The organism is Mesorhizobium sp. M0626 (assembly GCF_040320665.1).
Lineage (GTDB): Bacteria > Pseudomonadota > Alphaproteobacteria > Rhizobiales > Rhizobiaceae > Mesorhizobium.
In genome coordinates, this window is record NZ_JAMYQD010000009.1 from 138,882 (window position 1) to 154,197 (window position 15,316).

Below are 15,316 nucleotides of genomic sequence, written 5' to 3' on the forward strand. Positions count from 1 at the left end.
ATCAACTCATCCATTGGCCGCCATCGACATTGTAGGTCTGGGCGACGATGTATTCGGCGTCGTCGCTGGCCAGGAAGACCGCCATGCCGGTCAGGTCCTCCGGCTTGCCCATGCGGCCATAGGGCACGCCCTCGCCGACCAGCCGCTTCTTCTCGCCCTTCGGCCGGTTCTCATATTTGGCAAACAGCGCATCGACCTCATCCCACATATCGCTGTCGACGACGCCGGGCGCGATGCCATTGACGTTGATGCGGTGCTTGATCAGGTCGAGCCCGGCGGACTGGGTCAGCGAAATCACCGCGGCCTTGGTGGCGCAATAGACGGCGACCAGCGGCTCGCCGCGGCGTCCTGCCTGGCTGGCGATGTTGATGATCTTGCCGCCCTTGCCCCTTGCGATCATCGAACGCGCCGCTGCCTGCAGCATGAACAAGGTGCCGGCGACGTTGACGGAGAACAATTTGTCGTAGCTCGCTTTGGTGATCTCGACGATCGGCGCCAGGTCGAACAAGGCAGCATTGTTGATCAGTATGTCGAGGCCGCCGGTCTTTTCGACCGCCTTGACCGCCGCCTGGATCGAAGCAAGGTCGCTGACGTCGAGCCTGACCGGATAGGCGTTGGCGCCAATCTCGGCGGCCGTCTTTTCGGCAGCCGCCAGATTGATGTCGGCAATGGCCACCGTGGCACCCTCGCGCGTATAGGCTTCGGCAAAAGCCCTGCCGATGCCGCGCGCGGATCCGGTGATCAGCGCCGATTTGCCCGTCAGTCTCACTGCGTCAGCGCCTTTCCATCGGGGCCGAAGCGATGCATCCGGACCTTGTCGGGCGTCAGGTAGATGGTGTCGCCGTGGCGTACGGCCAGTTCGCCATCGGCGCGTACCGTCAGCGGACCGACGCCGTCGGCCTGGACATGCAGGAAGGTGTCGGAGCCCAGATGCTCGGCGACGCCGACAAGGGCTTTCCAGTCGCCCGCCGTGGTCGATATCCCCATATGCTCAGGACGAATGCCGATGGTCTTGGCGTTGTATTTGGCCGCCGGCGCACCTTCGATCAGGTTCATTTTCGGCGAACCGATGAAGCCCGCCACGAACAGGTTCTTCGGCGACTTGTAGAGTTCCATCGGCGAGCCGACCTGTTCGATGTTGCCGGCGTTGAGCACGACGATTTTGTCGGCCATGGTCATGGCTTCGATCTGGTCGTGGGTGACGTAGACCATCGTCGTCTTGAGCTGATGGTGCAGCTCGCTGATTTCGAGCCGCATGGTGCCGCGCAGTGCGGCATCGAGGTTGGACAGCGGCTCGTCGAACAGGAAGGCCGAGGGCTGGCGCACGATGGCGCGGCCGATGGCGACGCGTTGCCGCTGGCCGCCGGAGAGCTGGCCAGGCCGGCGTTCGAGATAGTTGGTGAGGTTGAGGACCCGGGCTGCGTCCTTCACCTTCTTGTCGATCGTCGCCACATCCTCGCCCGCCATCTTCAGCGGGAAGCCGATGTTCTTGGCCACCGTCATATGCGGATAGAGCGCATAGGACTGGAATACCATGGCCAGCTTGCGCTTGGCCGGCGCCTCGCCGGTGACGTCACGGCCATCGATGTTGATGGTGCCCCCGCTGGTGTCCTCGAGCCCGGCGATGAGGCGCAGCAACGTGGACTTGCCGCAACCCGACGGCCCGACGAAGACGACGAACTCGCCATTCTCGATGACGAGGTCGAGGCCTGGAATGATGACCGTCGATCCGAAATGCTTGGAGACGTTCTTGAGCGTGATGTTTCCCATGGTTTCCTCCCCGAGGGGTTATTTGGCCGGATTGCTTCAGGCAACGTCCGTTATTTTACCGCGCCGAATGTCAGGCCGCGCACCAGCTGCTTCTGGCTGAACCAGCCCATGATCAGGATGGGGGCGATGGCCAGCGTCGAGGCCGCCGAAAGCTTGGCCCAGAACAGGCCTTGCGGGCTCGAGAACGAACTGATGAAGGCCGTCAGCGGCGCTGCCTCGGTGGTGGTCAGGCGGATGGTCCAGAACGCTTCGTTCCACGCCAGGATGATGTTGAGCAGCATGGTCGATGCGATGCCCGGCACGGCCATGGGGGTCAGCACATAGACGATCTCGCCCCACAAGGTGGCGCCGTCCATGCGTGCCGCTTCCAGGATCTCGCCGGGGATTTCGCGGAAGTAGGTGTAGAGCATCCAGATCACGATGGGCAGGTTGATCAGCATCAGCATGATCATCAGGCCGATGCGGCTGTCGAGCAGTCCGGCATCGCGGAAGATGAGGTAGATCGGGAACAGCACGGCAACCGCCGGCATCATCTTGGTCGAGAGCATCCACATCAGGATGTCCTTGGTCCACTTGCCCGGCGAGAAGGCCATCGACCAGGCGGCCGGAACCGCGACTATCAGGGCCAGGATGGTCGAGCCGACCGAGAGCAGCACCGAGTTGAAGAAGAACTTGAAGTAGCCGCTCTGCGCCTGGACCTCGGTATAGCTCTCGAACGTCCCCGACGGGATCAGCGCGAAGCCCTGGATGGCCTCCTGCTCCGACTTGAACGAGGTGATGATCGTGTAGAGGATCGGGAAGAAGATCAGCAGCGCGACGATCCAGGCGGCGCCTGTCGCAATGACCTTGTGTTGGGTGGTGACTGCACGTGCCATCGTATCCTCCCTTACTTGTCCAGGTTCTTGCCCACCGCGCGCATGGCGAAGAAGGCGACGATGTTGGCGAGAATGACGGCGATGACACCGCCGGCCGATGCCTGGCCGATTTTGAACTCCAGCAATGCCTTCTGGTAGACGAGGAAGGGCAGGTTGGTGGAGGCATAGCCGGGTCCGCCATTGGTGGTGACCAGGATCTCGGCATAGACCGACAGCAGGAAGATGGTCTGGATCAGGATGACGACGGTGATGGCGCGCGACATGTGCGGCAGCGTCAGATAGATGAAGCGGCTGACGAAGCCGGCGCCGTCCATCTCGGCGGCTTCCTTCTGCTCGCCGTCGAGCGACTGCAATGCGGTCAGCAGGATCAGCGTGGCGAAGGGAAGCCATTGCCAGGCGACGATGATGATGATGGCCAGCATCGGATGCTGCCCGAACCAGTCGATCGGTTGAGCCCCGAAGAAGCGCGCAATGTCGGCAAAGACGCCGTATTGCGGGTGCATGATCATGTTCTTCCAGACAAGTGCAGCCACCGGCGGCATGACGAAGAACGGAGAGATGACGAGGATGCGGACGATCCCCTGTCCCCACATCGGCTGATCGATCAACAGCGCCAGCATGATGCCTCCGATGACGGTGATCAGCAGCACGCTGCCCACCAGGACCAGCGTGTTGAGGATCGACTGCAGGAATGCCGGGTTGGAATAGAACAGCGAGTAATTCGAGAACCAGACAAACCCGTCGCGGATCGGATTGAGCGGATTGTACTGCTGGAAGGAGAACCAGATCGTGAGTGCCAGCGGCACGATCATCCAGACGAACAGCAGCACCACGGATGGCGCCAACATAAAGCGGGCAAGCGAACGGGTCTGCTGAGTAGCCATGACGGTCACCCTTCAAGGTCAGCCAAATTTTCAGGTGTGTGAAAGGGGCCGCCCGAACTGGGATTCGGGCGGCCGTTGCCGGCCAAGGAGGCGGCCGGCATTCGGCACCGGGAGGAGCCTTACTTGATATAACCGCCTTCGGTCATGGTCGCGGTGGCGGCGTCCTGCGCCTGCTTGAGCGCGTCGTCTACGCTGGTCTGGCCGGCGAGCGCCGCCGAGAACAGCTGGCCAACGGTTGTGCCGAGGCCCTGGAACTCAGGAATGGCGACGAACTGCACACCGACATAGGGCACCGGCTTGACGGTCGGATGCGTCGGGTCGGCGGCATTGATCGAGTCCAGCGTCATCTTGGCGAACGGAGCCGCCTTCTGATACTCGGCATTGGCGTAGAGCGAGGAGCGCGTGCCTGGAGGAACGTTGGCCCAGCCTTCCTTCGAAGCAACCAGTTCTGCGTAGTGCTTGCTGGTCGCCCAGGAGACGAACTTCTGTGCGGCGTCTCCCTTCTGCGTGCCGGCCGGGATGGCCAGCGACCAGGCCCACAGCCAGTTGCCGCGCTTGCCCAGACCATTGTCGGGGGCCAGTGCGTAGCCGACCTTGTCCGCGACGGTCGAGTTCTTCGGGTCGGAGACGAAGGAGGCGGCGACGGTGGCGTCGATCCACATGCCGCACTTGCCCTGCTGGAACAGCGCCAGGTTTTCGTTGAAGCCGTTGGACGAGGCGCCCTCGGGACCGTCGGCCTTCATCAGGTCGACATAGAACTGCAGCGTGTTCTTCCATTCCGGCTGGTCGAATTGCGGCTTCCAGTTCTCGTCGAACCAGCGGGCGCCGAAGGAGTTCGACATGGCGGTGAGGAAGGCCATGTTCTCGCCCCAGCCGGCCTTGCCGCGCAGGCAAACGCCGTTCACGCCATTGGCGCGGTCGGTCATCTTGTCGGCGGCCTGCTTGATGAAGTCCCAGGTCGGGGCGTCGGGCATCTTCAGCCCGGCCTTCTCGATCAAGTCCTTGCGGTACATGACGAAGGAGCTTTCGCCGTAGAAGGGCGCGGCATAGAGCTTGCCGTCGACCGACAGGCCGCCGGCGATGGCCGGGATGATGTCCTTGGCGTCATAGTCGTCGCCGAGCTTGTCGAGCGGCAACAGCCAGCTCTGCTTGGCCCAGATCGGAACCTCGTAGGTGCCGATCGTCATCACGTCATACTGGCCGCCCTTGGTTGCGATGTCGGTGGTGACGCGCTCGCGCAGCACGTTCTCTTCGAGCGTGACCCAGTTCAGCTGGATGTCGGGGTTCGCCTTGGTGAAGTCGTCCGTCAGCTTTTGCATGCGGACCATGTCGCCATTGTTGACCGTGGCGATGGTGATGGATTCGGCGTGTGCGGCAAAAGCGAAAGCGCTGGCCGACAACAAGCCCAAAGTGAGCGTGCGCAGTTTCATCAAATTCCTCCCATGAACCAAGATGAGCATTTGCCTTGGTAATGGGCAATTACTCACTTGGTGTTAATTATGTCAAGCCGGATTCGATGCTGCAGCGCAGCACACGGGGCAGGTGCGCGACATTGCGCGCGTAGAGGATATTGAATGGATTTGGGAAGCTGTTTGCACGGGATGTGAGAGCGGGTTGATGCCGACCCATCGCAACCCAATCATGGGCCCAGCCCGTCAGCCGTGGGACGGGTAGCTTCCCACGGAATATTCGAAAACCCTGCCGTCGCGTGTTTGCTTGGCTCTGGTCAGCACTTCCGTCACCTGGATCCAGCTGGGCTCGTCCTTGCGCAGCCTAACTTCCCGGCCGATTACCTTCACGGCAGCTTGAAACGGCGTAAATGCTTCGATCACGTGCGTCGTGCGCACGGTGTTGTTTTCGATTTCTTCGACGCGATAGACTTTCATCAGCCGGCTGATCGACCCTGTTTCAATCTGCAGACGATTGATCCTGCTCAATTGGGTCGTCACAAGCACAAGCCTATGCCGGGCGAGTGATATCGACAGCGTTTTTGTCAAGCTTGGTTAACCGAGTGGCCCGATCGCAGCTGTTTGTCCGCGAAAGCGAGCATTCGTCGCGGATCCATGGCTCGCTTTGCATCTCGGAAATCAATCCGCGAATCGCTCGCCCTCAGGCGCAGGCGATCTCGGCCAGGATCCAGTCCCGGAAGGCTTTTATCTTCGGCACGTTGCGACGCGCCGTCGGGTAGACCAGCCAATAGGCGTGGCCGTCGTCGCCGACCAGGTCGAAGGGCTGGATCAGGCGGCCGGCGGCGAGCTCGGTCTTGAACAATGCGGTGGTCAGGATCGCAACACCATGGCCGGCGATGGCCGCGTTCGCCTCATAGGCCTGCGCGCCCATGCTGGTGCCGGTGCGCCTGGCAAGTTCGTCCGCCGGGACGCCGGCAAGGGCGAACCATTCCCGCCACCAGATGTCGCCGGGATCGAGAATGGGCAGCTTGAACAGGTCGGCGGGTTCGTGGACGCCACCTATGGTGGCAGCGAGTGCCGGGCTCAGCACCGGGGTGAAATCGGCCTTGAACAAAAGATGGGTCTCCACTCCATGCCACTTGCCGCTGCCGGAGCGGATAGCGATGTCCATGTCCTCGCGGGCAAAATCGATCACCCTGTTCGAGGTATCGACGCGCACCGCCAGCGACGGATGCGCGACCTGGAAGGAGCCGAGGTGCTGCGCCAGCCAGTTCGAGGCAAAGGTCAGCAGCGTCGAGACGCACAGCACACCATCGGCGCCCCCACGCGCGGCGGAATAGGCGCTTGAGAGCAGGCTGAACGCCTCGCTGACGGCGGGCGCCAGGCGCTGGCCGGGTTCCGTCAGCACAATCTGGCGCGGCTGGCGCAGGAACAGCGGCGAACCGATGCGCTCTTCCAGAAGCTTGATCTGGTAGCTGGCGGCGGCCTGCGTCATGCCGAGTTCCTGCGCGGCCTTGGTGAAGGAGAGATGCCGCGCGACGGCTTCGAACACCCTGATTGCCTGCAGCGGCGGCAACTGGGCGAGCTGTGGTGCCTTGAGATCGGGCATAAGCCCTCCTTATGGGTCGTGATCGACGTTTGATTGGCGGCAAGAGGCAATCAGGCCGATATCTGGTGTCGACGATCAATCAAGTTCAAGCATAGCGGAGGCTGAAGATCATGACCACGGTACAGCAAAAGCTCCATTCGACCCCGGCGCAGAGCTGGTTTTCCCTGCTGGTGCATGAATTTTCCCTGCTTGTGCACCGCCGGCGCGGCTACGTCGACGTCCGGGAGTTGTCGCCGCATCTGCAGCGCGACATGGGTTTTCTCGACGGCAACGACCCGTCCGGGCGCTGCAAATAAACGTGTTGGATTTTATCGATGGGCCGCTTAATCTATCAGGAACCGTCGAGCAAGGCCGTGGCGGTCCGCTCGTCGGTGATGAGGCCATTGACCAGCCGGCGGTTCACAGCGGCCAGGATGCCCGGCAATTTGCGCTCGCCCATGGCGAGCGCAATGACCAGCGACTTTTCGCGTGACGGCAAGGCTGCCGACGATACCCGGTCGTTGGTGATGCCCTCGATCATGCGGCCTTCCCGATCGAACACCCAGCCGACGATCTCGGCGACGCCGCCAGCCTTTTGCAACGCCTTCAGCTCGCTTTCCGAGATAAAACCGTCCTCGTAGAGCGGCGCCTTCGGGCCGAGATCGCCGATGCCGACAAAGGTCACGTCGGCTTCCGCGGCCAGCGCCAGCGTCGGTTGGATCATCGGCTGGGCAAGCAGCATCTCGCGCTCTTCCGGCGACGAGGCGATGACCGGCAGCGGCATCGGGAACGAGCGCGCCTTGACCCGGTCGGCCATGGTGAAGATGACGTTGTAGAAGGCGGCCGAACCGTCGGGCGAGATGTTGCCGGTCAAGGACACAACCTTGTGCTGCGAGCATTCCATCGGCGGCAATTGCTCGATCGCCGCCTTCAGCGTGCGGCCGGTGCCGATGGCCAAGACGATGGGCGTCGGTGACCGCAGCCGCCGCTCGATCTCGGCCGCGGCCGCCTCGGCAATGCCGATCGTGGTCGAGGATGAGGTTGGATCGCTCGGCACCACTTCGACGAGGTCGAGCGCGAAGCGTGACTTCAGTCTAGCTGCGAGATCAAGGCAATTGGCGATCGGGTGATCGACGCGAACCTTGATCAGCCCCTCCGACACCGCCAGCGACACCAGCCGCTGCGCCGTCTGCCGGGAAATGCCGAGCGTGGCGGCGATCTGGTCCTGGGTGTTGCCGGCAACATAATAAAGCCAGCCGGCGCGCGCTGCCTCGTCCAGCCTGCTGCTGCCGCCATCTTGCCGCGAATTCAAAATGTGCCTCCAGCCCTGCCCCTTTGCGCGCCCTTGGGCGAAGCGCCGTAGTCTTGCAGGGAATGTGTCGGCGCGCAATTGTTCAATCGGGAAGACAATTGCTTGCTGCTTCGATCCGGCCGCCGCGCGGCAACCAACCCAGCGAAAATCGCCAGCGGACGGGCTCGGCGGTTTATCTCCTGATACAAACGCTTTAAGGGGATCGGCAAAGGAGCCTCGCATGACGCCGAAAGCGGTTTTCTGGGATATGGACGGCACGCTGGTCGACAGCGAGCCGCTGCACGAGGCGGCCTTGGTGGCGGCGCTGCGCAGCGTCGGTATCACGCCGCCGGCCGACCTGCATGAGCGGGTGCTGGGCGTCGCCGCCGCACCGGTCTACGAGATGCTGCGCAGCGAGTTCGGCCTCGACCTGCCCTTCGACGACTGGATCGTGCGCAAATACGATCACTACATGCCGATGGCCGAGACGCTGAAGCCGCGCCCCGGCGCGATCGAAGTGTTCAACGAGTTGCGCGCGCTCGGCGTGCAGCAGGCGGTGGTGTCCAATTCCGACCGGGTGATCGTCGATGCAAATCTGAGCGCCGTCGGCCTGATCTATCCCGGCATGCGCACGATCAGCCGAAACGACGTGCGCGAAGGCAAGCCGCATCCCGAACCGTTCCTGCGCGCCGCGTGGCTGGCCGGCGTCGATCCTTCAGACGCGGTGGCCGTCGACGACAGCGTTACCGGCGCCACATCAGGCCTGGCCGCGGGGATGCGGACGATCTTCTGGCCGGAAGCGCCGATGGCAGGACCGAAGGGCGCTGTCGTGATCAACAGTGCGGAAGAGTTGCGGGCTCAGTTGGGACTCTGAGTGAGCCTATGAACGTCGGCGCTGCCCCTCATCCTCCCTTCAGCTTGGCCATGCATTGTCTAATGTTGCGCTGGTCGACCCCCGTCTCGGCTTCGCCGAGCCACCCTGCCGGGGCGAGCCACGGGTCTCGCCCGTCCTTCGGACCCCCCGATCGACGGGGTAGAGGAAAGGCGCCAAGCTTTTTGCCGTCAAACGCTCGTCCAGAAAGGCTCCCTTCCTTCCCTCCGGAGGGGGAAAGGTGGCGCTGCGAAGCAGCGACGGATTGGGGGAACCACCTGGCAATCAACCTTACGCCGATCAGTCATAACAAATCACAGAAGGTGAGTGCGTAGCGTAAACGGGAGAAGCACGGATGGTCGCTTAGCTGCGGTACACCGGCTCCTCCTCGTCGAGGATCGCCTTCAGCTCGGCAAGGTGACGCTCCGCCTGGCCGGGATAGTCGTCCATTTCGCTGGCGGTCTTTTCGGCAATGGCGTCGGAGAGCGTGCGCAGCGGACGGCCGGTCCACAGCGCCTTGATGTAGGTCTCGGCGGCACGCTCGAAATAGAACATGCGGTTGAAGGCGTCGGCAACGGTGTCGCCGATGACCATGACGCCGTGATTGCCCATCACCATCACCTTGACCTTAGGGTCGGTGAGCAGTTGCGAGCAGCGCTCGCCTTCCTCCTCGAAGGCCAGCCCGCCATAGTGGGCATCGACGACGTGGCGGTTGAAGAACATGGCCGAGTTCTGGTCGATCGGCGGCAGAGTCGAGTCGGCCAGCGATGCAAGCACAGTGGCATGAATGGAATGCACATGCATGGCGCAGCGCGCATGCGGCACGTTGCGGTGAATGGCGCCGTGCAGACCCCAGGCGGTCGGGTCGGGCGCATTCGGGCCGGACAATGTCTCGGGATCGTTGGCGTCGATCAGCACAAGGTCGCTCGCCTTGATGCGCGAGAAATGCACCTGGTTGGGGTTCGTCAGGAATTTGCTGCCGGCCTCGTTGACCGACAGCGAGAAGTGGTTGGCCACGGCTTCATGCATGTTGAGCCGCGCCGTCCAGCGGAAGGCGGCGGCAAGGTCGACGCGCTCCTCATAATAGGGCAGGTTGGTCAGCGGCTCTTTCTGCAAACGGGCGATGCTCATCAAAAAATCCTCCATTTCCCCGAGAATGCCGCGCCCAATGCCGACCAGCAACCGGTAAGTACTGGGTCAGGCCGCCGAGCGGGCCGACTGCAGCCCGCCATGTTCGACGATGAAGTCGATGACTTCCTGCAGTCCCTTGCCGCGCGATAGATCGGTGAAGCCGAACGGGCGCTTGCCCCGCATTCGGGCGGCGTCGCTCTCCATGACATCGAGGTTGACGTTTACATAGGGCGCCAGATCGCTCTTGTTGATGACCAGGAAATCGGAACGGGTGATCGCCGGCCCGCCCTTCCTGGGGATTTCCTCGCCCTGGCAAACCGAGATGACATAGAGGGTCAGGTCGGCAAGGTCCGGCGAGAAGGTGGCGGCAAGATTGTCGCCGCCGGATTCGATGAAGACGATGTCGAGATCGGGGAATTTCCTGTTCAGCCCGGCGATCGCCTGCAAATTGATCGAGGCGTCCTCACGGATGGCGGTGTGCGGGCAGCCGCCGGTCTCCACGCCGACGATGCGGTCCTCAGGCAGCGCCTGCAGGCGAGCCAGCATCATGGCGTCTTCCTTGGTGTAGATGTCGTTGGTGACGACGGCGATGGAGAAATCGTCGCGCAGCGCCTTGCAGAGCTTTTCGGTTAGCGTCGTCTTGCCGGAGCCGACGGGACCGCCGATGCCGATGCGCAGGGGACCGTTGGCCTGAGTCATAGCGAAAAATCCGTCATGCCGAAAAACTCCGTGATGGCGAGGATGGCGAAGCTGAGCCCGATCAACAGGCAGAGCGGCGAATAGAAGCTGACATCGAGCCGCGCAAAAGGCTGTTCCGGCGCCAGACGGCGCCACCACGGCGTGAAGCCGGCAATGCCGCGGCCGAGGAAGACCAGCCCTATGAGCAGCGCTGTGGCGGCAAGGCCTTCCCTTGGAAAGGGGGTGGCGAAGACCCCGGTCAGCGCCAGCGGCCACAGGGTTGCGAGGCACAGGCACGCGGCAACGGCGAGACAGGCAAACGGCGTCGGCATCTCGTCGACGCCGCGAAAGCCGACGACGGCGTGGGCGCAGGAGACGCCGTCCCTGCCCGGCCAGATGCCGCCAAGGCCCCAATAGACATGCAGCGCGGTGATCAGCAGCAGGACGGCCGAGAGGGCGAAGGCGAGGACGATCATGAGCGGAACAGCCTGGAATACTGCGTCTCGTGCTTCATCGCCATGATGTCGGAGATGAAGGCGCAGCCGCCGAGATCGTCCAATGTCGAGCCGGCGGCGCGCGCGGCCGTCGACAGCGCCAACGGCTCGAAGCCGGCGAGCAAGGCCATAGCGTCCGTCTGGCCGACGATTCCGAGTCGGATCGCCGCCTGGACGAGGTTGGAGAAGAAGGCCTGCAGGAAGGCCGACATCGCGTCCTGAAGCGCGATGCCGTTGCCGCCGGCAACGGCGCCGACGGCGACACAGTAGGCGCATTCGGCCGGCAGGCGGCCCAACACCGGATTCGCCCAAGCCGCTGCCGCTTTCAGGAAGGCGGCGCCTTGCAGCATGGTTTCGGTGTGACGCTCACGCGAGCCGGCCAGCGCTTCGGCGAGATCGGCAATTTCATGGAGATCGCCGCCGTCGCGGGCGCGGCGCCAGGCTTCCGTGAAGAGCACGGCGTCGTTCCAGCCCGAGCCCATCTCGACCAGCGTCTCCAGCCAGAAGGCGAGGCTGGCGGTATCGGCAACCAGCCCGTCTTGCCCGGCGCGTTCGAGGCCATGGCTGTAGGCAAAGCCGCCGACCGGAAAGGCCGGCGACAGCCACGCCATGAGCCGCAGCAAAGCGATGCCGGATGGCTGGTCAGTCATGATCGTGATGGTGCCCGTCATGGGAATGGCTGTGCGAATGCGACTCGCTGTGTGCGTGGGAACGTCCATCATGGGAATGCGCTTCGGCGTGCGCATGCGCATGGCCATGATCGTGACCATGCGCACCTTGGGCGGAATAGGCGCCGCGCACCGGCTTGAACGGTTCGGAGACTTCGCGCACCGTGGCGCCCAGCCCTTCCAGCATAGCCTTGATGACATGGTCGCGCAGGATCAGGATGCGGCCGGGCTCGATCGCTGCCGCCAGATGGCGGTTGCCGATATGCCAGGCAAGCTCCGTCAGATGCACCGCATCGCGGGCGCGGATATCATAGACCTCTTCGGGTGCCGCGGTGATCTCGACCTGGCCGCCATCCTCCAGCACCAGCCGGTCGCCATCGTTCAAGGTCACGGGCTCGGGCAGATCGACCAGCACCTTGCTGCCGTCGGCAAGCTCAATGGCGCGGCGGCGCAAATGACGCTCGTCATGGGGCAGGACGGCACGGCCGGATGGCGGCGTAGTTCCGGCAGTGCCGGCAGGCACCACCGAGACGGCCCGGGGGAACTTGGTGAAGTCGGTGTTCAGGTTGAGTTTCATCGCATGGCTCCACCGTTAGCCTGGGCTCTCGCACGGGCAGGCCGCGCCAGGACGCGGTCGAAATACGCGTTGACGCGCTCGGATTCGATCGGAAATTTTCCGGCGCGGGCCCAGCCGCCCATGTCGCCCAACAGCACGTCGACGGCGGAAAACCGGTCGCCCAGCGCAAACTCCCGATCCCCCAGCCGGCCGTCGAGCGCCTTGGCCTCCGAGGCGAAATCGTAGGCGGCGGCGGGGCCGACATCGACCCGCACGTCCTTCGGCAACAGGAAGCGGTGGCGCAGCTTGTTCCACAGCGGCGCTTCGAACTCGGACTGGGCAAAATGCATCCAGGAATCCATTTCGGCGCGTCCGGCCACACCTGGATTGGCGCCCATGCCTTTGTCGGCGTGCTTGTCGGCGAGATAGACGCAGATTGCCGCCGAATCAGTCACCGTCAGTTCGCCATCGATCAGGATCGGCACCTTGCCCGACGGGTTGAGCGCATAGGCTTCGGGCGAACGCAATTTGACCTCGACGAATTCATAGGGCTGCCCGAGTTCCTCGAGCATCCACAGAACGCGGCTGACGCGGGATCCACGCGATCCGATGGCCTTGTACATGGTTGAACCCTCTTTCCTGCGACCCTAAACCATAGCCACTGTTCAGACGATGGTGTCGAAGAGCCGCAGGATGAACGATATCTGATAGATCAGCGTGCCGGCGACGAAGGCGATGTGGAAGCGGCGGTCACGCACCAGTATGGCGGCGATGCACAACACCACGAAAACCGGCGTTCGGAACAGATATTCATTGCCGTAGCGGGCGAAATGCTCGGGACCCTTCAGCAGCGTGTCGACGACGTCGAGCAGATAGGTCGTCGCCAGCAGGCCGAAGAACCAGCCACGGCGTGAATAGAAGAAATCCTCGTAGCTGGTGTAGTCGAGCATCGAATCCGGAAACAGCAGCGCGCACAGCAGGAACAGCGTGATGGCGTAGAAGATCAGGAACAGGTACTTGCCGAAAGTCCAGACCTCTATGGTGTAGAGGCCGAACTCCCACCACCAGAAATGCACCAGCAGCAACAGCATGGAGGCGACCCAGCCGAGGTGCACGGGATAGAGCCTGTACTGGCCGGGATGCTGGACGATTCGCGCCACCCCCGACAGCAGGCGAGCGACGCCAAGTCCGATCACCATGCCCATGACGATGCGGATATGCGGGAAGATGTCGTGGGCGGAGGCTATTTCGGTGACCATGACCTGCTACGCGGTTTCTTTGAGCCGCATATTGCGGTGGGACCGACCGGCTCGCAATGGAATTTGCCGGGTCGATCAAATCGCCCCTCGCCTCAAAACAGGAAATACCGCTGCGCCATCGGCAGCACGGTTGCCGGCTCGCAAGTCAAGAGTTCGCCATCGGCGCGAACCTCATAGGTTTCGGGATCGACCTCGATATGCGGCGTGGCGTCGTTGAGGATCATCGAGTGCTTGCCGATGCCGCCGCGGGTATTTTCCACCGCCACGAACTGCTTGTCGACGCCGAGCCTGCCATGCAGGCCGGACTCCAGCGCCGCCTTCGAAACGAAGGTCACCGACGAGTTGGTCCTGGCCTTGCCATAGGCGCCGAACATCGGGCGGTAGTGCATCGGCTGCGGTGTCGGGATAGAGGCGTTTGGGTCGCCCATCGGGGCTGCGGCTATCATGCCGCCGATCAGCACCATGTCCGGTTTGACGCCGAAGAAGGCTGGGTTCCACAGCACCAGATCGGCGCGCTTGCCGACCGCGATCGAACCGATGTCCCTGGACAGGCCATGCGCGATTGCCGGGTTGATGGTGTATTTGGCGATGTAGCGGCGGACGCGGAAATTGTCGTTGTTGCCGGTCTCCTGCGGCAATGACCCGCGCTGGCGCTTCATCTTGTCGGCGGTCTGCCAGGTGCGGATCGCCACCTCGCCGACGCGGCCCATTGCCTGCGAGTCCGACGAGATGATCGAGAAGGCGCCGATGTCATGCAGAATGTCTTCCGCCGCGATGGTCTCCTTGCGGATGCGGCTTTCGGCAAAGGCGATGTCTTCGGGGATCGACGGCGACAGATGATGGCAGACCATCAGCATGTCGAGATGCTCGGCCAGCGTGTTGACGGTGTAGGGCCGGGTCGGGTTGGTCGAGGACGGGATGACGTTGGGCAGGCCGCAAACCTTGATGATGTCAGGCGCATGGCCGCCGCCGGCACCCTCGGTGTGGAAGGCGTGGATGGTGCGGCCCTTGATGGCGGCGACGGTGTTCTCGACGAAGCCGGATTCGTTCAGCGTGTCGGTGTGGATCATCACCTGCACGTCGTAATCGTCGGCAACCGACAGGCAGCAGTCGATGGCCGCCGGCGTCGTGCCCCAGTCCTCGTGCAGCTTCAGCGAGCAGGCGCCGCCCAGCACCATTTCCTCGAGCGCCGCCGGCAGCGAGGCATTGCCCTTGCCGGACAGGCCGATGTTCATCGGGAAAGCGTCGAAGGACTGGATCATGCGCGCCATGTGCCAGGGTCCCGGCGTGCAGGTGGTGGCCAGCGTGCCATGCGCCGGGCCGGTGCCGCCGCCGAGCATGGTGGTGATGCCCGACATCAGCGCTTCGTCGATCTGCTGCGGGCAGATGAAGTGGATGTGCGCGTCGAAGCCGCCGGCGGTCAGGATCTTGCCCTCGCCGGCGATGATCTCGGTACCGGGGCCGATGATGATGGTGACACCGTCCTGCGTGTCGGGATTGCCGGCCTTGCCGATCGCCGCGATGCGGCCGTCCCTGAGACCTATATCGGCCTTGAAGATGCCGGCAGTGGCATCGACCACCAGCGCGTTGGTGATGACCGTGTCGACCGCGCCGCCGGCGCGCGACACCTGGCTCTGGCCCATGCCGTCGCGGATGACCTTGCCGCCGCCGAATTTCACCTCCTCGCCATGGACGGTGAGGTCCTTTTCGACCTCGATAAACAGCTCGGTATCGGCCAGGCGCACTCTGTCGCCGACCGTCGGGCCATACATCTGCGCGTAGGCGGCGCGGGTAATTCTAGCCATCAGTCAATGCTCCCCAAACGAGAGTCCGGCCGCAGCC

At 63.2% G+C, this 15,316-nt stretch carries 18 protein-coding genes; 2 read left to right on the forward strand and 16 right to left on the reverse strand.

The features are described 5' to 3' along the window. Position 1: 1 nt before the first annotated feature. From NKI37_RS13230 to NKI37_RS13260, 7 genes are all read right to left on the reverse strand, one after another. The gene (locus tag NKI37_RS13230; protein WP_023736921.1) at positions 2–769 is read right to left on the reverse strand and encodes an L-iditol 2-dehydrogenase; all 768 of its coding nucleotides are present in this window, start codon (positions 767–769) and stop codon (positions 2–4) included. After that, positions 766–1,770 (reverse strand): ABC transporter ATP-binding protein, encoded by a 1,005-nt coding sequence (locus NKI37_RS13235; protein ID WP_023689168.1) that lies wholly within the window; start codon positions 1,768–1,770, stop codon positions 766–768. The genes NKI37_RS13230 and NKI37_RS13235 overlap by 4 nt, the downstream gene beginning before the upstream one ends. Positions 1,771–1,820: 50 nt before the next feature. Further along, positions 1,821–2,645 (reverse strand): carbohydrate ABC transporter permease, encoded by an 825-nt coding sequence (locus NKI37_RS13240; RefSeq protein ID WP_023671250.1) that lies wholly within the window; start codon positions 2,643–2,645, stop codon positions 1,821–1,823. Positions 2,646–2,656: 11 nt separating this feature from the next. Further along, positions 2,657–3,529: a carbohydrate ABC transporter permease gene (locus NKI37_RS13245; RefSeq protein WP_023671249.1), complete on the reverse strand. Its 873-nt coding sequence runs from the start codon at positions 3,527–3,529 to the stop codon at positions 2,657–2,659. A 119-nt stretch (positions 3,530–3,648) separates the two neighbouring features. Beyond that, a complete protein-coding gene (locus NKI37_RS13250) occupies positions 3,649–4,959 on the reverse strand; it encodes an ABC transporter substrate-binding protein (protein WP_023714527.1) in 1,311 nt (436 codons plus the stop codon). Positions 4,960–5,184: 225 nt separating this feature from the next. Next, the gene (locus NKI37_RS13255) at positions 5,185–5,526 is read right to left on the reverse strand and encodes a hypothetical protein (protein ID WP_155921639.1); all 342 of its coding nucleotides are present in this window, start codon (positions 5,524–5,526) and stop codon (positions 5,185–5,187) included. A gap of 112 nt (positions 5,527–5,638) precedes the next feature. After that, positions 5,639–6,547 carry a LysR substrate-binding domain-containing protein gene (locus NKI37_RS13260; RefSeq protein WP_023739716.1) on the reverse strand — a complete coding sequence of 303 codons (909 nt, stop codon included), beginning with the start codon at positions 6,545–6,547 and terminating at the stop codon, positions 5,639–5,641. Positions 6,548–6,657: 110 nt separating this feature from the next. Here NKI37_RS13260 and NKI37_RS13265 point away from each other — a divergent pair, with 110 nt between their 5' ends. Beyond that, complete coding sequence (locus NKI37_RS13265) at positions 6,658–6,843, forward strand: hypothetical protein (protein WP_023671244.1); 186 nt, start codon at positions 6,658–6,660, stop codon at positions 6,841–6,843. Positions 6,844–6,878: 35 nt separating this feature from the next. Here the strand turns inward: NKI37_RS13265 and NKI37_RS13270 are convergent, their stop codons facing one another. Further along, entirely contained in the window at positions 6,879–7,838 is a 960-nt protein-coding gene (locus NKI37_RS13270; protein ID WP_023671243.1) for a sugar-binding transcriptional regulator, read from the reverse strand. Between the two features lie 220 nt (positions 7,839–8,058). Here NKI37_RS13270 and NKI37_RS13275 point away from each other — a divergent pair, with 220 nt between their 5' ends. Then, positions 8,059–8,691, forward strand: coding sequence for an HAD family hydrolase (locus tag NKI37_RS13275; protein ID WP_023671242.1), 633 nt, complete (start codon positions 8,059–8,061; stop codon positions 8,689–8,691). 360 nt (positions 8,692–9,051) lie between these two features. Here NKI37_RS13275 and NKI37_RS13280 read toward each other — a convergent pair whose 3' ends face one another. From NKI37_RS13280 to ureC, 8 genes are all read right to left on the reverse strand, one after another. Further along, positions 9,052–9,819, reverse strand: a complete 768-nt coding sequence (locus NKI37_RS13280) for a class II aldolase and adducin N-terminal domain-containing protein (RefSeq protein WP_352789269.1) — start codon at positions 9,817–9,819, stop codon at positions 9,052–9,054. Positions 9,820–9,885: 66 nt separating this feature from the next. Beyond that, positions 9,886–10,518, reverse strand: a complete 633-nt coding sequence (gene ureG / locus NKI37_RS13285; RefSeq protein WP_023671240.1) for an urease accessory protein UreG — start codon at positions 10,516–10,518, stop codon at positions 9,886–9,888. Beyond that, positions 10,515–10,973 (reverse strand): DUF3995 domain-containing protein, encoded by a 459-nt coding sequence (locus tag NKI37_RS13290; protein WP_023732687.1) that lies wholly within the window; start codon positions 10,971–10,973, stop codon positions 10,515–10,517. Before NKI37_RS13290 ends, ureG begins: the two co-directional genes overlap by 4 nt. Next, the gene (locus tag NKI37_RS13295; protein ID WP_023683598.1) at positions 10,970–11,641 is read right to left on the reverse strand and encodes an urease accessory protein UreF; all 672 of its coding nucleotides are present in this window, start codon (positions 11,639–11,641) and stop codon (positions 10,970–10,972) included. Before NKI37_RS13295 ends, NKI37_RS13290 begins: the two co-directional genes overlap by 4 nt. Further along, positions 11,634–12,236, reverse strand: a complete 603-nt coding sequence (gene ureE / locus NKI37_RS13300) for an urease accessory protein UreE (RefSeq protein WP_023683599.1) — start codon at positions 12,234–12,236, stop codon at positions 11,634–11,636. Before ureE ends, NKI37_RS13295 begins: the two co-directional genes overlap by 8 nt. Next, positions 12,233–12,838, reverse strand: coding sequence for a glutathione S-transferase family protein (locus NKI37_RS13305; protein ID WP_023683600.1), 606 nt, complete (start codon positions 12,836–12,838; stop codon positions 12,233–12,235). Before NKI37_RS13305 ends, ureE begins: the two co-directional genes overlap by 4 nt. Before the next feature lie 42 nt (positions 12,839–12,880). Further along, the gene (locus NKI37_RS13310; RefSeq protein ID WP_023683601.1) at positions 12,881–13,474 is read right to left on the reverse strand and encodes a hypothetical protein; all 594 of its coding nucleotides are present in this window, start codon (positions 13,472–13,474) and stop codon (positions 12,881–12,883) included. 92 nt (positions 13,475–13,566) lie between these two features. Beyond that, positions 13,567–15,279 (reverse strand): urease subunit alpha, encoded by a 1,713-nt coding sequence (ureC, locus tag NKI37_RS13315; protein ID WP_031195771.1) that lies wholly within the window; start codon positions 15,277–15,279, stop codon positions 13,567–13,569. Positions 15,280–15,316: the final 37 nt, after the last annotated feature.

Bases quoted from the DNA above. Each gene is read 5' to 3' on its own strand.
- NKI37_RS13290 (WP_023732687.1), bottom strand. From the start codon at position 10,973: ATGATCGTCCTCGCCTTCGCCCTCTCGGCCGTCCTGCTGCTGATCACC.
- ureC (WP_031195771.1), bottom strand. From the start codon at position 15,279: ATGGCTAGAATTACCCGCGCCGCCTACGCGCAGATGTATGGCCCGACG.
- NKI37_RS13295 (WP_023683598.1), bottom strand. From the start codon at position 11,641: ATGACTGACCAGCCATCCGGCATCGCTTTGCTGCGGCTCATGGCGTGG.
- NKI37_RS13280 (WP_352789269.1), bottom strand. From the start codon at position 9,819: ATGAGCATCGCCCGTTTGCAGAAAGAGCCGCTGACCAACCTGCCCTAT.
- NKI37_RS13240 (WP_023671250.1), bottom strand. From the start codon at position 2,645: ATGGCACGTGCAGTCACCACCCAACACAAGGTCATTGCGACAGGCGCC.
- NKI37_RS13265 (WP_023671244.1), top strand. From the start codon at position 6,658: ATGACCACGGTACAGCAAAAGCTCCATTCGACCCCGGCGCAGAGCTGG.
- NKI37_RS13310 (WP_023683601.1), bottom strand. From the start codon at position 13,474: ATGGTCACCGAAATAGCCTCCGCCCACGACATCTTCCCGCATATCCGC.
- ureG (WP_023671240.1), bottom strand. From the start codon at position 10,518: ATGACTCAGGCCAACGGTCCCCTGCGCATCGGCATCGGCGGTCCCGTC.
- NKI37_RS13305 (WP_023683600.1), bottom strand. From the start codon at position 12,838: ATGTACAAGGCCATCGGATCGCGTGGATCCCGCGTCAGCCGCGTTCTG.
- ureE (WP_023683599.1), bottom strand. From the start codon at position 12,236: ATGAAACTCAACCTGAACACCGACTTCACCAAGTTCCCCCGGGCCGTC.
- NKI37_RS13250 (WP_023714527.1), bottom strand. From the start codon at position 4,959: ATGAAACTGCGCACGCTCACTTTGGGCTTGTTGTCGGCCAGCGCTTTC.
- NKI37_RS13235 (WP_023689168.1), bottom strand. From the start codon at position 1,770: ATGGGAAACATCACGCTCAAGAACGTCTCCAAGCATTTCGGATCGACG.
- NKI37_RS13245 (WP_023671249.1), bottom strand. From the start codon at position 3,529: ATGGCTACTCAGCAGACCCGTTCGCTTGCCCGCTTTATGTTGGCGCCA.
- NKI37_RS13260 (WP_023739716.1), bottom strand. From the start codon at position 6,547: ATGCCCGATCTCAAGGCACCACAGCTCGCCCAGTTGCCGCCGCTGCAG.
- NKI37_RS13275 (WP_023671242.1), top strand. From the start codon at position 8,059: ATGACGCCGAAAGCGGTTTTCTGGGATATGGACGGCACGCTGGTCGAC.